The sequence below is a fragment of the Arthrobacter sp. BF1 genome, from assembly GCF_056680215.1.
In genome coordinates this window covers 797,194-810,319 of record NZ_CM155271.1, presented here as the reverse complement: position 1 = coordinate 810,319, position 13,126 = coordinate 797,194, and the positions used below count along the sequence as shown (strand labels likewise).

At 66.0% G+C, this 13,126-nt stretch carries 12 protein-coding genes and 2 riboswitches; of the genes, 4 read left to right on the top strand and 8 right to left on the bottom strand.

Going from position 1 to position 13,126, the window contains the following annotated elements; all coding sequences use genetic code 11:
- Positions 1-34: 34 nt before the first annotated feature.
- The 5 genes from AC1MCD_RS03890 to AC1MCD_RS03870 form a co-directional block, all read right to left on the bottom strand.
- Positions 35-535: an HNH endonuclease gene (locus tag AC1MCD_RS03890; RefSeq protein WP_190991504.1), complete on the bottom strand. Its 501-nt coding sequence runs from the start codon at positions 533-535 to the stop codon at positions 35-37.
- Between the two features lie 237 nt (positions 536-772).
- The gene (locus AC1MCD_RS03885; protein ID WP_498676016.1) at positions 773-1,528 is read right to left on the bottom strand and encodes an NlpC/P60 family protein; all 756 of its coding nucleotides are present in this window, start codon (positions 1,526-1,528) and stop codon (positions 773-775) included.
- A gap of 172 nt (positions 1,529-1,700) precedes the next feature.
- Positions 1,701-2,372, bottom strand: a complete 672-nt coding sequence (locus tag AC1MCD_RS03880; protein WP_498678163.1) for a C40 family peptidase — start codon at positions 2,370-2,372, stop codon at positions 1,701-1,703.
- A gap of 70 nt (positions 2,373-2,442) precedes the next feature.
- Positions 2,443-2,603: riboswitch (cyclic di-AMP (ydaO/yuaA leader) on the bottom strand.
- 149 nt (positions 2,604-2,752) lie between these two features.
- Positions 2,753-3,580 (bottom strand): M23 family metallopeptidase, encoded by an 828-nt coding sequence (locus tag AC1MCD_RS03875; protein WP_498676014.1) that lies wholly within the window; start codon positions 3,578-3,580, stop codon positions 2,753-2,755.
- Positions 3,581-3,583: 3 nt separating this feature from the next.
- A riboswitch (cyclic di-AMP (ydaO/yuaA leader) is annotated at positions 3,584-3,802 on the bottom strand.
- Between the two features lie 204 nt (positions 3,803-4,006).
- Entirely contained in the window at positions 4,007-4,699 is a 693-nt protein-coding gene (locus AC1MCD_RS03870) for an iron-dependent transcriptional repressor DtxR (protein WP_498676012.1), read from the bottom strand.
- 276 nt (positions 4,700-4,975) lie between these two features.
- Between AC1MCD_RS03870 and serC the strand changes: the two genes are divergently transcribed.
- Positions 4,976-6,106 carry a phosphoserine transaminase gene (gene serC / locus AC1MCD_RS03865; protein ID WP_498676009.1) on the top strand — a complete coding sequence of 377 codons (1,131 nt, stop codon included), beginning with the start codon at positions 4,976-4,978 and terminating at the stop codon, positions 6,104-6,106.
- Between the two features lie 39 nt (positions 6,107-6,145).
- Here the strand turns inward: serC and AC1MCD_RS03860 are convergent, their stop codons facing one another.
- From AC1MCD_RS03860 to AC1MCD_RS03850, 3 genes are read right to left on the bottom strand one after another with little or no spacing between them, the layout of a single operon-like run.
- Positions 6,146-7,465: an MFS transporter gene (locus AC1MCD_RS03860; RefSeq protein ID WP_498678160.1), complete on the bottom strand. Its 1,320-nt coding sequence runs from the start codon at positions 7,463-7,465 to the stop codon at positions 6,146-6,148.
- Positions 7,466-7,510: 45 nt separating this feature from the next.
- A complete protein-coding gene (locus AC1MCD_RS03855) occupies positions 7,511-8,053 on the bottom strand; it encodes a DUF3027 domain-containing protein (RefSeq protein WP_498676007.1) in 543 nt (180 codons plus the stop codon).
- 9 nt (positions 8,054-8,062) lie between these two features.
- Positions 8,063-8,446: a cold-shock protein gene (locus AC1MCD_RS03850; RefSeq protein ID WP_498676005.1), complete on the bottom strand. Its 384-nt coding sequence runs from the start codon at positions 8,444-8,446 to the stop codon at positions 8,063-8,065.
- A gap of 270 nt (positions 8,447-8,716) precedes the next feature.
- Here AC1MCD_RS03850 and AC1MCD_RS03845 point away from each other — a divergent pair, with 270 nt between their 5' ends.
- From AC1MCD_RS03845 to AC1MCD_RS03835, 3 genes are read left to right on the top strand one after another with little or no spacing between them, the layout of a single operon-like run.
- Positions 8,717-8,950, top strand: a complete 234-nt coding sequence (locus AC1MCD_RS03845) for a hypothetical protein (RefSeq protein ID WP_498676003.1) — start codon at positions 8,717-8,719, stop codon at positions 8,948-8,950.
- A gap of 10 nt (positions 8,951-8,960) precedes the next feature.
- Positions 8,961-11,459 carry a helicase-associated domain-containing protein gene (locus tag AC1MCD_RS03840; protein ID WP_498676001.1) on the top strand — a complete coding sequence of 833 codons (2,499 nt, stop codon included), beginning with the start codon at positions 8,961-8,963 and terminating at the stop codon, positions 11,457-11,459.
- A 12-nt stretch (positions 11,460-11,471) separates the two neighbouring features.
- A complete protein-coding gene (locus AC1MCD_RS03835; RefSeq protein WP_498675999.1) occupies positions 11,472-13,115 on the top strand; it encodes a DNA repair helicase XPB in 1,644 nt (547 codons plus the stop codon).
- Positions 13,116-13,126 lie beyond the last annotated feature (11 nt).

Below are 13,126 nucleotides of genomic sequence, written 5' to 3'. Positions count from 1 at the left end.
AAGCGTGCTGGAACCTGGCTGCGCCGGACGGAATTCAGGCCGCCCGTTCAGGCAGCAGGAAGGGATCCCAGGCCGGCGTCGGCTTCTCGAGTTCCTTGATCTGCCAGATGGTGCCGTGCGGCGGTTCAGGCACAAACCTCAGCTTCCAACCCATCTCAGCAGGCGTATGGTCGCCCTTGCTGTTGTTGCATCGAAGGCACGCGGCCACGAGGTTCTCCCAAGAGTCCGCGCCGCCACGCGATTTGGGCTGCACATGGTCGATGGTGTGGGCCCCCTTGCCGCAATAAGCACATCGATGGCCGTCCCGCCGCAGGACGCCGCGGCGGCTGACCGCGGTGCTCTGGTTATATCTCGGGCGGATGTAGCGGTTCAGGAGAATCACGGACGGGCGGCCCAGGATCTCCTGCGGCCCCACCACGGGGTCATCGCCCTCGGCAATTACACTGGCCTTGCCCGTAAGCACAAGCACCAGCGCCCGGCGGAAGGTGACTACCGCCAGCGGTTCATATCCAGCATTCAGAACGAGAGTGCGCATGCACTTACCTCTTTGTGGCCGCACCCGTCAGGGGCACGAGGGCCGGCTGCCCCCGGCATATCCGGGCTATGGATCGACACCACAAGAGTAAACAAAAAATACCCGGAAAAACTAATCGCCGGGTCCGGCCAATCTGACGTGTCGGGGCCGCCACCCGCCCGACCGGTCCCGGATTGGCAGCAGACAGCCAAGGACCCCCGCCATCAGGCGGAGGTCCTTTGAAAGTTCAAACAGTTACTAGGAGACGCGGATGAAAACCGGTCCCGAGCCAACGTTGGCGCTGAACACAACGGTCTGGTTGCCGTTGTAGCCGCCGTGCACGGCCTGGCCGTTGCCTGCATAGACCGCGATGTGGGCCATGCCTGCGCCGCCGTCCGCGTAGTAGATCAGGTCGCCGGGCTGTGCTTCTGCTGCACTCACGGTGCGGCCCAGGGAGAGGTAGCCTGCGGGCCAGTCGTGGAAGTTGATTCCCACGGCGGCGAGCGAGTTGGTCACCAGCATGGTGCAGTCCTGGTTGACACCCAGCTGGGCGTACGCTGCGGACAGAATGGCCTGGCCCTTTCCGCTGGCTGCGACCGGAGCGGCCGGTGCAGCGGGGGCGGAAGCGGCCACCTTGATGGTTGCCGCAGGCTGGGCTGCGGTTGCAGCCGGAGCGGCCGGCGCCTCAACAACGGGCTCGGGCTCTTCAACCGGAGCCGGCGTGGTGGTGACCGCCGGCTTCTCGTAGGAGATGGCAATGGTGGATTCAGCCGAAATAACGGCCGGTGCTGCCGTCCCAACCTCAAAGCTGGGGGCCGCTTCATGCTGAACGTTGGTGTCGGCGGCGTTGGCCGCGATACCGCTAGTCAGAACCAGGCCGGAAGCAGCGGCGATAACCGCGGCCTGACGGCCCATGCCGCCGGCGTTGTCGCCGACTGCCTTGGCAATGACAGCCAGCGAGTTGGTCTTGGTGACCTCGGCGCGGTGCCGTGCAACAGTTGCACGTGTAGTCATTAAATATTCTCTCTTTCGTGTTCCTCAGGACCGCGAAGGCAGCCCAAGGGCTTTGGACGCGCCGGCATCTTGGGGGTACGCCGGCACGCCCCGAACGGGGATTTAGCGAAGAGTTTCCAGGGAAGAAACGGGGAGGAAGTCCGGAGGACGGACTAGCCCGGGGTGAGGACTATCAGCCCAGGGTGAAGAACGAGGACGTGCCCGTTGCTGCAGCGGCGTGCAGCAGGGTGCCCTGTCCGGGGTTCAGCGCGCTGATCATCATGCCGTTGCCGACGTAGATGCCCACGTGGGCTCCACCGTTCTGCATGACCAGGTCACCGGGGGACGGGGTGGAGGTGGGCCGCATGGCAGTCCAGGCGTTCGTGCGGGGAATGCTGATGCCGGCCTGGGCGTAAACCCACTGGGTGAAGCCGGAGCAGTCCCAGCCATTGGGAGTGGTGCCGCCCCAGAGGTAGGGGTGGCCGATTCCGGTGTAGGCGATGGCTGCCAGGCCCGACGCTGCTGCGGAGGAAACACTGTCCGCAAGCTTGGCCGGGGCATCCTTGGTTGCGTCAGCAGCCCGGGTTGCCGTTTCCGCAGCCGTGGACTGTGCACGGACCCGCTCAATCACGGGCGCGGCGGTGGTCTTGACTACCGGGCGCTCGAAGGAAACGGTGGCCGTGGGTGCGGCGGTCACGGCAAGCGCAGCCTGCGCGGACCCGGACTCGGTGGATGCGGACACACCAGCGGTGGTGTCCGCGGCGTTGGCCGGAAGCCCCATGGTCAGGATGAGACCTGACGCGGCTGCGATGACAGCAGCCTGGCGACCTACGGTCCCGGCATTTGCACTAACGGCCTTGGACACGGAGCCCAAGGGGTTGGTGCGAACCGTTTGCGCACGGTGGCGCGCAGAATTATGGCGTGAAGACACGAAGGTAGCCTCTCCCAATGCCTGCGAGGTGAGCTGTCGGATTCGGATGGGAGTCACCCGGCCGCGCTGCTTCCTGGGAAGCTTTGCGACTTAACCCCAAGGCCTTCAGAATCGAAGACCAAAATTGGTTCCCCCGCCCCTGCCAGACGATGTCATGCGAACGGACCTTGAGCGGTGGCAGAGCTAGGCAATCCACTCAAGAACGTCAACTTCGGAAAAGTTGACGCGCTTTAGACGGTACAGGAGTTCAGAGCCAATGTCACATTCAGGTCACGGCATGTCACTGTGATTTGAGAGTTGGCCATCATTTGGACTCAGAGCCAGCCTGTGGGGTCAACAACTTCGCCGTTGACCTGAACCTCGAAGTGGAGGTGGCAGCCCGTGGAAGCGCCCGTGGTGCCGCTGAGGGCCACCACCTGGCCGCGGCTCACAGTCTGGCCAACCGAAACGGTGGCGGACGACAAGTGGTTGTACGTGGTTTCCAGGCCGTTGCCGTGATCCACTACAACGCGGTTGCCGCCGCCGTACTGGTGCCAGCCGACGAACGTCACGGTGCCGCTGGCTGCAGCCAGGACTGAGGTCCCGCACTGGGCCACGTAGTCCTGGCCCCGGTGGAAGTCACCGGTGCCGCCGGTGATGGGGCTGACCCGAAAGCCGAACGGTGAAGCGGTGACCAGCTGGGCGAGCGGCGCACCCAGGCTCCCTGCGGAGGCCGCACGGGTGATGGATCCTGCCGACTGTGCGCTCAACAGCTGCTTCAGCTTGCCGTCCGGGTCGCCCTGGGTAACAACAGCCGAGCGGCTGAAGTCAATCTGCGCGGCGGCTTCGGCGGAAATCTCAGGCTGCGGGGCGGCCGACACGGCCGAAACGGAGTGGCCAGGCTGCTGGTCCGCCATGACCGGGCCCGTCACCGGAACGGTCACGGTCAGGACCAGGCCCGTTGCAGCGAGGGCGATGCCGGCCTTCTGCCCAACGCCGCTGGCGGACGCGAATTCGGTGACCTGCCGGAACGCACCCCGGCGGCGGCGGCGCGCTTCGCGCTGCGGATCACGGGGCCTCTCCGCGGTGGAATCCTCAGCCGCGCGAGGCGCCAAAGCGGGGCCTGCCGCCCGGCGGCGGCCCCTGGAGTATTGCGTGGTCAAGAATGTTCCTCTCTGGATAGCCTGCGAAGTTAGCTGTCGGATTCGGGTCAGAGAGTTCATAGACCCGGTCCGCCGCTGCAAGCACTTGGCGCAGAACTATCCCGTGAGGATCCTTCGCTGGAAGAGGCTTGCTGCTGACGGACTTCACCCCAAGGCAGCCTTGCGACTGCCGGTTGTGGTTCCCCCGCCTCTGCCAGTTAGTGATTCGTGCACCCGATCCGCTGGCAGAGCTCGGCTCCAGATCAGGTAACGCTTTTATATCGACGCTTGGTTTTAAACTATAGGCGATCAAAACGGACAGTAACAATTCCGTTATATTTGCCATACGGCAGAAGGTGCGCTAACGCCGAAGTGGAACGGCAGCGCCATAGGCCCGCTTCACCGGGCTGCCTTCACCGGGCTGCCTTCACCGGGTTGCGGTGGGTGTCAGCTGACGGAGACGAAAACGTGGGCAGCAACTTCCGGGGGCAGCTCGAGCGCGCCCTCGATCCCCGGGACCCGTACGGAAATGTACTCACCCACGCGCTCCAGCGAGACCGCCGCGCCGGGCCTGATTCCACCCTCATCCAGCTGTACCAGCAACTCAGGTTCCACCTGGATGGGCTCGGCCAGTCTGCTGACCGTCACAGTCGACGCCGGCCCGTATCCGCGCATGGCCTCAACGAGATTAATCACACCAGCTTCGGGCACGGCTGCCGCCCCGCCGAGCGCTGCCAGACCGGGGATGGGGTTGCCGTAGGGCGACTTGGTGGGGTGGTCAAGGAGTTGGTAGATGCGCCGTTCAACCCGTTCGCTCATCACGTGCTCCCAGCGGCACGCTTCATCATGAACGTAAGCCCAGTCCAGGCCAATCACATCAGCCAGGAGCCGCTCCGCGAGCCGGTGTTTGCGCATCACCTCGGTGGCGCGTTTGCGGCCGGTCTCCGTGAGTTCCAAATGACGGTCCCCGGACACTACAACCAGTCCGTCACGTTCCATCCGGCCGACGGTCTGGGACACCGTGGGTCCCGAGTGGCGCAGCCGCTCGGCGATGCGTGCGCGAAGAGCAACGATGTTCTCTTCTTCAAGCTCCAAAATGGTTCGAAGATACATCTCCGTGGTATCGATCAGATCCGTCATCCAGCTCAGCTCCTCGAGCACAGTACCTTGCGTTGACCCACCGTATCGCGTTCAAGCCGCAGCGAGGTCCAGTAAAAAGCTTAGCCTATTTTGAATTTGTCCGGATAATCGCGGGGCGCCGCGAATCGTCTCACTGACCAGACTATGACGGTGCCGGTTGCCGCCCGATCAAAGGTTTCAGGCAGAATAAAAGCGGCCCTCGTTGCAGCCGTCACTGACTGCCGGCCACCCCACCGTCCCGGACGCCAACCCCGTCCATGCCGAATTGGAGCCCTTGTGAGCGAAACCAGCATCACTATTCCTGCCGACCTCCTGCCCAAGGACGGACGCTTCGGCGCGGGACCATCCAAGGTCAGGCCGGAGCAGATTGAAGCACTGTCCGCAGCGTCCCGGACCATCCTCGGTACTTCCCACCGCCAGGCGCCCGTCAAGAACCTGGTGGGTTCCGTCCGTGAGGGCCTCAGCCAGTTCTTCCGCGCCCCGGAGGGCTACGAGGTTGTCCTGGGGGTCGGCGGCTCCACAGCGTTCTGGGACATCGCGGCCTTCGGCCTGGTGGAAAAGAAGGCCCAGCACCTGTCGTTCGGCGAGTTCGGCTCCAAGTTCGCCTCGGCCACCAACAAGGCGCCCTTCCTCGAAGCCTCCACCATCATCAAGTCCGAGCCCGGCACCCGCCCGGCGGCCCAGGCGGAGGCCGGCGTGGACGTCTACGCGTGGCCGCAGAACGAGACGTCCACGGGCGTTGCGGCTCCGGTCAAGCGCGTCGAGGGAACCGATCCCGGCTCCCTGGTCCTGGTGGACGCGACGTCCGCCGCCGGTGGGCTGGACGTTGACGTTGCCGAGTCGGATGTGTACTACTTCGCCCCGCAGAAGAACTTCGCGTCCGACGGCGGCCTGTGGCTGGGCCTGTTCTCCCCTGCCGCGCTGGAACGCGCCGCGCGGATCAAGGCCGGCGGCCGCTGGATCCCGGACTTCCTGGACCTGCAGACGGCCATCGATAACTCCAGGCTGAACCAGACGTACAACACTCCCTCGCTCTCCACGCTGGTGACGCTCGATTCCCAGGTGCAGTGGTTGAACAAGAACGGCGGGCTCGACTTCGCCAGCAAGCGCACTGCCGACTCGGCGGGCCGGATCTACGCCTGGGCCGAAGCCTCCGAATACGCCACCCCGTTCGTGGCCAAGGCCGAGGACCGCTCCAACGTCATCGCCACCATCGACTTCGACGACTCGATCAACGCCGCGGCAATCGCCAAGGTGCTGCGCGCCAACGGCGTGGTGGACACTGAGCCGTACCGCAAGCTTGGCCGCAACCAGCTCCGGATCGCCACCTTTGTGGCCATCGAGCCGGAAGACGTCTCTGCCCTGCTGGCAAGCATCGACTACGTTGTGGGCGAGCTGCGCAAGTAGCTTCCCTGCAGCACGCGTGCTTGCGGAAAGCCGCAGGCGTCAGCGTTCGACGGCGTCGTCCGGGCTTTGGTCCCGGGCGGCGCCGTTTGCTGTGTCCCCGATTTGGGAGACGACGCCGAAGTGGCGCAGGCCGCGCGCACGCCGGTTGAACGTCAGCCGGAGCTGCTGGGCACGGATGATCCAAACCATGCCAATCAGGGCAGCGATGATCCCGGAGGCGGCCGCTACGGCCAGGGACCAGCGTCCCCCGGCGACGTTGGCCACCCAGCCCACCAGCGGCGCCCCGATGGGCGTGCCGCCCATGAAGATGGCCATATACAGGGCCATCACCCTGCCCCGCATGACCGGATCGGTGGTGGTCTGGACGTAACCGTTCGCACTGGTCATCATGGTGATCGCAAACAGCCCCACCGGCACCAGCGCAACGCCGAACCAGAAGTAGTTCGGGGCCAGTGCGGCCAGTCCGGAGGTCACACCGAAGGCAGCCGCGGCGCCGAAAATCATCCGCAACCGGGGTTTGCCTCGGCCGGCGGACAGGAGTGCGCCCGTCACGGAACCGATCGCCATGATCGAATTCATCAGGCCGAAGGCGCCCGCATCCAGCCCGAATTCCGTGCCCACCATGGCAGCGATGAACAGCACAAAGTTGAGCCCGAGGGTTCCCACGATGAAAACGGCCACCAGGACCACCACGATGTCCGGCCGGAACCGCACATAGCGCAGCCCCTCCCGGATACGCCCTTTGCCGGGCGCCGCGCGGGGAAGCTGCCGCAAGGACGCCGTCGGGATCCTCCACAGGCTCAGGAGCATCGCCAGGAACGTGACGGTATTGATCAGGAACACCCAGCCGGGCCCGACAACCACCGTGAGCATCCCTGCCACCGCGGGCCCGATCATGCGGGCCACATTGAAGGAGGCGCTGTTCAAGGCGACGGCGTTCGGCAGGTAGTCGTCGCGGACCAGCTCAGAAACGAAGGTCTGGCGGACCGGCGCATCCAGCGCGGACACCATGCCCAGCAGCAGGGCAAAGCCATAGACGTGCCACAACTGGCCGACGCCGAGCACCACCAGGATGCCCAGGCCTGTACTCAGCAGGGCCATCACCGACTGGGTCATGATGAGCAGCTGCTTGCGGCTGTAGCGGTCCGCCACGAGACCGGCGACTGGGGCCAGGAAAAGCTGGGGTCCCAGCTGGAGGGCCATGGTGATACCCATGGCACCTGCGTCGTGATCGGTCAGGTGGTCGAACACCAGCCAGTCCTGGGCCGTCCGCTGCATCCAGGTTCCGATGTTGGAAACCAGTGCGCCAATGAACCAGATCCGGTAATTGAGGATGTGCAGGGATTTGAAGGTGGACATCATGGCCGGCCTCCGTGCTGTTCAACCCTGCGCGTCACCAACCGCCTAGTCAGCCTCGCCGGCAGATTCGGGTTCGTCGGCAGGTTCGGGTTCGCCGGCCTGGTCCGCGTCCGGCTCGTCATTGCTGGCTGGCTCTTCCTCCACTGCCTGTGCATCCTCGGGGCGCACGCGTTCGGCCCACGGCACCCATTCCGGGGACAGGATGGAGTCCGCCGACGGGAGGAGACCCAACTCGCTGACGGTAACCACTTTAGAGCGGGAGTTCCGGGTCACCACTGCATACCACTGCCAGCCCTGGTAGCCGGGCAGCCTGCATTCGAAAAGGTGGGTGACCAGGCGGTCGCCCTCGCTCTTGGCCGCGAGGTGTGCCCCGATGTCCGACGGCGCCGTGATGCCTTCAACGGCGGCCCGCGCCACATCGACGGCCGCCGCGAGGAAAGCATCCGGCTTGCCGATCCGCCACACGGGCACGCCGGCGCGGCGTTTGGGCTCAGGTTTGACGCCTGACTGCTCCGTTGCCGGTGCCTGCTCGCTCGAGGGTGCCTGCTCCCCTGACGTGGTGTCCGGCTGTTCAGCTTCCAGGTTCATCGTCAAAGCCTAAACGTCCAGCTCGTCGGCAACCTTGCGCAGGGCCGCCGCGATGGCTTTGCCCTTGTTGCCTTCCGGGTACTTGCCCGCGGCCAGGGTGCCGGAGAGGTTGTCCAACACACTCACCAGGTCCTGCACCAGCGGTGCCAGGTCCCGGGCGTTGGGCCGCTTGGCCTTGGCGATGGACGGGGTCTTGTCCAGGACGCGCAGCCCCAGGGCCTGGGCACCCTTTCGGCCGTCGGCTACGCCGAACTCAACGCGGGTGCCGGCCTTCAGCTCCGTGACGCCTTCGGGCAGCGATGATTTGGGCAGGAAGACTTCCTGGCCGTCTTCGCCCGCGAGGAATCCGAAGCCCTTTTCCTTGTCATACCACTTGACCTTGCCGGTAGGCACGTAATCAACCTTCTTCGTTCTGCGTCTTGAGACACGGCCGGCAGTCACCGCATCCGCACCGATATGCGGGTTCAGGGTATGACAGCGACGGACCGTGTTGGTCTGTTCCCTCAAGGTTATCCTGCCGGGGGCGGATTACCGCTTTCAGCGGCCCTTGGTCACGCCCTTCGTCACGCCGGTTGCCACGCCCGTCGCCGCGGCTCCTGCCCGACCGTTCAGATGCCCACGATTATCCCGCCGGCGGCGGCGGGCCCTGTTAGCGTTACGTGCATGACACCCTCGCGTTACCGACGCCCACTGATGATCTCTGCAGCGGTAGTTGCCGTCCTTTCCCTCGTGGCCGTGGGGGCAGTTATGGCCATGGCCTTCGCGGGCGTGGCCGCCCCGGTCTGGGTCACGTCCACCGCTTTGTACGGACTGCCGGTTGCCTTCCTCCTGATGCTCGTCCTGGTCCTGGACAGCGTGGCCGGCAGGCGCCGGGCGGGAAAGTCCGGCGGGCTGTAACGTTGGACTGATGTCCCTTATCCGCGCGCTCAGCAAAGAATTGGAGGCACGCAGCGATGACTCGCTGCGGGCCCTCTTTGCAGCGCGGCCGGACCTGTTGTCCCCGCCGGTCCCGGATTTTCCCGCGCTGGCGGCAAGGGCCAGCGCCCGGGTCAGCGTCCAGCGCGCCCTGGAACGACTGAACAGACCCCAAATGCAGGTGCTGGAGACGCTCCATCTGTGCACCAACACGGACACTGAACACAGCGCCTCGGCCGCAGGCGTGCGGAAGCTCATTGCCGGGTCCACAGCGGCGGCCGTGGAACGAATCCTGGCCTCGCTCCAGGAGCTGGCCCTGGTCCACAGGGCCGAGCCGCCGCACGGGACGCCGGCGTCGGGGCACCGGCTGCGCTACTACCTGCCCGTGGGTTGCCTCAAGGATGTAGTGGGCATCTATCCCGCCGGACTGGGGCGCAGCTACACCGAGCTGGTCCGGCTCCAGCCGGCGTTCGCCCAGCGGGCGGTCCAGCTCGTTGCCGAGCTGCACCGCAGCGGCGTCGCCATCCAGGAAGCCACCACACCCATGGAGGCAGCGCTCGCGCTGCAGCACTGGACGTCCTCGCCGGAGGCGCTCGCCCAGGCCCTGGCGGGAGCCCCGGAACGGACGACGGCGTTGCTCGCCAAATTCCGCAACTGGGCCATGGGTGCCGTCCCCCAGGCGCAACGGAAAGCGTCCGTGACGAACCAGGGCGCCGACGTCGGGCCCGTTGACTGGCTGCTGGCGCGCGGACTCCTCGTCCCGCTGGACGCCGCCCACGTGGAACTGCCGCACAGCGTGGGGCTGTCCCTGCGCGGCGGTGCCATCATCAACGATTTCACCCTTGCGCCCCCGGTTCCGGAGCTGGGCAGCACCACTGCTGCACTGCGCCGGAACGCAGCGCTGGGCGCCATCGCCGAGACGCTTCGGTTGGTTGGCGAGCTGCTCCACGCGGTCAGGGCACAGCCGTTGGCCACGCTGCGCAGCGGCGGAGTGGGGGTCCGCGAAATGAAGCGGCTGGCCGAAACCTTGCGCATCGACCAGCAGCAGGCCGGCCTGCTGCTGGAGCTCAGCGCGCTTTCCGGCCTGCTGCGCCTGGATGTTGACTCCTCCACCTGGGTGCAGCCGCCGCAGCTGGAATGGCTGGATCTCACCCGGCAGGAGCAATGGCTGTGGCTGGTCAACGCCTGGCTCGCGAGCGAGCGCGTGCCGTCGCTGGTGGGGCAGCCCGTCAGCGGTCCCGCCGGCGCCTCCGCAGCGCACCGGGGCCTGGCCGGAACCACCGTCAACGCCCTCTCCGGCGAGGCGCAGCGGCCCGACGCCCCGGTTGTCAGGAAACGGATCCTGGAGATACTGAACGAGCTCACACGCGAGGCGGGCGCGGGAGACGGCACGGCCCCGGTCCTGGACGCGGCCGCCGTCCTGCAGCGGGCTGAATGGGCACAGCCCCGCATGGCCCGCCGCTTCAGCTCCCTGATCAAGGGTGTGCTGGCCGAAGCGGAACTGCTGGGACTGATCGGCTCCGGCGCCCTGAGCCAGCTGGGCAGCGCCATCGCCGACGACAACCCGGATGAAGCCTTGAACATCCTCGGCGAACACCTGCCGGCAGCGCTCAACCACGTCCTGCTCCAGGCAGACCTCACGGCCGTTGCCCCCGGTTACCTGGCCCCGGAGCTGAGCGAAAAGCTCCTGTTGATGGCCGACGCCGAAGGCCAGGGCCCCGCCACCATCTATCGGTTCTCCACCGACTCCATCAGACGCGCGCTCGACGCCGGGCACGACGCGGCCAGCCTGTTGGGCTTCCTCCGTGAACATTCAGCCACCGCCGTGCCCCAGCCGCTCGAGTACCTCGTGGAAGACACCGCATCCCGGCACGGCCGCCTCCGGGTGGGAACAGCCGCCAGCTTTATCCAAAGCGATGACGAGGCCGCAGTGCTGGAGCTCGCCTCCGAGTCGAAGGCGGCCGCCCTGGGGCTGGCCCGCATCGCGCCCACCGTGCTGATTTCGGCAGTCCCGCCCCGGGAAACTGCCCAGGTCCTGCGCGGGCTGGGTTTCTCCCCCACGGTGGAATCGGAGCCCGCACTGGTCCGGCTCCGGCGAACCACCAGCGCCCCCGGCAGCGCCCGGCCCGTTTACACTGCGCCGCGGACTGCGCCTGCGGAGGAGGACGTGGCCGCCCAGCTGGCTGTCCTCCGGAACGGCCGGGCAGAAGGCCGGGCAGAGGGCAACGGAAGCCATCCGGTCACCGCACTTGGCTCCGGCGAAACAGCCACCCAGCTAGGCCTCGAGACCCTGCAGCGGGCCATCCGGCTCAAGCAGCTGGTGAGCATGAACGTGGTGGACAGCCACGGGAATTCCAACCTGGAAACGGTTGTTCCCCTTTCCGTAGGCGGCGGCCGTGTCAGGGTCTTCGATCCTGCCAAGGAAACCGAGCGCGTGCTCTCCATCCACCGCATCATCGATGTCGAAGCCGCAGAGGAACTGCGCCAGTAAGGATTGCCCCACGTGAACGACGGCCCGCTGATTGTCCAAAGCGACAAGACCATCCTGCTCGAAGTGGACCACGAACTGGCTACCGAGGCACGCCATGCGATCGCCCCCTTCGCCGAGCTGGAACGCGCTCCGGAGCACATGCACAGCTACCGGCTGACGCCGCTGGGCCTCTGGAACGCACGCGCCGCCGGGCTGGACGCCGAGAAGGTCCTGGACACCCTGCTGAAGTATTCAAGGTTCCCGGTGCCGCACTCGCTGCTGATCGACGTCGAAGAGACCATGTCCCGGTACGGCCGGCTACGGCTTGAAAAGGACCCCCAGCACGGTCTGGTGATGCGCACGGATGATTACCCGGTACTGGAGGAAGTGATCCGGGCCAAGAAGATCCAGCCCCTGCTGGGGCCTCGGATCGATGGCGAGACCATTGTGGTCCACTCCTCCCAGCGCGGCCAGCTCAAGCAGTTGCTCCTCAAAATCGGCTGGCCCGCGGAAGATCTGGCCGGCTATGTGGACGGCACTCCGCACCTGATCGCCCTCAACGAGGACGGCTGGAAGCTGCGCCCCTACCAGCAGCTCGCCACCGAAAATTTCTGGGCCGGCGGCAGCGGCGTGGTGGTGCTCCCCTGCGGCGCCGGCAAGACCCTGGTGGGCGCAGCAGCCATGGCCACCAGCTCCACCACCACGCTGATCCTTGTTACCAACACGGTGGCCGCCCGGCAGTGGAAGGATGAGCTGCTCAAGCGCACCTCCCTCACGGAGGACGAAATCGGTGAGTACTCCGGCGCGGTCAAGGAGGTCCGGCCGGTTACCATCGCCACGTACCAGGTGCTCACCACCAAACGCGGCGGCCTCTACCCGCACCTGGAACTCGTGGACGGCCACGACTGGGGCCTGATTATCTACGACGAAGTCCACCTGCTGCCGGCGCCCATCTTCCGCATGACGGCCGACCTCCAGGCCCGCCGCCGGCTGGGCCTGACCGCCACCCTCGTGCGGGAGGACGGCCGTGAAGGCGAGGTTTTCAGCCTCATCGGACCCAAACGGTACGACGCTCCCTGGAAGGACATCGAATCGCAGGGCTACATCGCACCCGCGGACTGTGTGGAGGTCCGCGTTGACCTGCCCCGGGACGAGCGCGTGGCGTACGCCATGGCCGAGGACGCGGACAAGTACCGGCTTTGTTCGACGTCAGAGTCCAAGACCCTGATCGTGGAGCAGTTGGTGGCCAGGCACCAGGGCGAGCAACTGCTCGTGATCGGGCAGTACATCGACCAGCTGGACGAGATCGGCGAGCGCCTCGGCGCTCCTGTCATCAAGGGAGATACCTCCGTTAAGGAACGGCAGAAGCTTTTCGACGCTTTCCGTGCCGGTGAGGTGCACACCCTGGTGGTTTCCAAGGTGGCCAACTTTTCCATCGACTTGCCGGAGGCGTCGGTTGCCATCCAAGTGTCGGGCTCGTTCGGGTCCCGCCAGGAGGAAGCGCAGCGGCTGGGACGCTTGCTCCGGCCCAAGAAGGACGGCCGGGCAGCCCGCTTCTACTCACTGGTGGCCAGGGACACCCTGGACCAGGATTTCGCAGCCAAGAGGCAGCGGTTCCTTGCGGAGCAGGGCTATGCGTACCGCATCATGGACGCCAAGGATGTGGGCGCCGCGTAGGCACATGCAAC

Excerpts from the sequence above, each read along its gene's own strand:
- AC1MCD_RS03870 (WP_498676012.1), bottom strand. The coding sequence starts at position 4,699 with ATGACGGATCTGATCGATACCACGGAGATGTATCTTCGAACCATTTTG.
- AC1MCD_RS03845 (WP_498676003.1), top strand. The coding sequence starts at position 8,717 with ATGACACCCTCGCGTTACCGACGCCCACTGATGATCTCTGCAGCGGTA.
- AC1MCD_RS03855 (WP_498676007.1), bottom strand. The coding sequence starts at position 8,053 with ATGAACCTGGAAGCTGAACAGCCGGACACCACGTCAGGGGAGCAGGCA.
- AC1MCD_RS03890 (WP_190991504.1), bottom strand. The coding sequence starts at position 535 with ATGCGCACTCTCGTTCTGAATGCTGGATATGAACCGCTGGCGGTAGTC.
- AC1MCD_RS03840 (WP_498676001.1), top strand. The coding sequence starts at position 8,961 with ATGTCCCTTATCCGCGCGCTCAGCAAAGAATTGGAGGCACGCAGCGAT.
- AC1MCD_RS03860 (WP_498678160.1), bottom strand. The coding sequence starts at position 7,465 with ATGTCCACCTTCAAATCCCTGCACATCCTCAATTACCGGATCTGGTTC.
- AC1MCD_RS03885 (WP_498676016.1), bottom strand. The coding sequence starts at position 1,528 with ATGACTACACGTGCAACTGTTGCACGGCACCGCGCCGAGGTCACCAAG.